The sequence below is a fragment of the Escherichia sp. KCJ4928 genome, from assembly GCF_004352695.1.
GTDB lineage: Bacteria > Pseudomonadota > Gammaproteobacteria > Enterobacterales > Enterobacteriaceae > ECMA0423.
The window spans coordinates 1-255 of the sequence record NZ_SJWV01000799.1; the positions used below are offsets into that span (position 1 = coordinate 1).

Here is a 255-nt window from a genome sequence, read left to right on the forward strand (position 1 = left end):
TGTCATCCGGATACTGACGACGGGCCACTTCCAGGGCTTCAGAGCGGACACCTTTAGCCGCAGCCAGCGATTTGGCAAAACGTGCGAAACCAATCCCCTTATCCAGTTTCTGCTCCACACGGATCACAGGCGCAGAAGCCACCGCGGCCACATTCCCGTTACCGGCCTGTTTCACCGGCTGCGCCGTGGCGGCCTTACCGGCTTCCAGTTCACGCAGGCGCTTCAGGTGCGCATCCACCTGACGTATTTCCGCTG

Annotated in this window: 1 pseudogene; it reads right to left on the reverse strand. The window is 60.8% G+C overall.

Features of this window, described 5'->3' with window-relative positions:
• Window positions 1–255 (reverse strand): annotated as a pseudogene (locus E0D98_RS26840) (hypothetical protein); the annotation flags it as partial.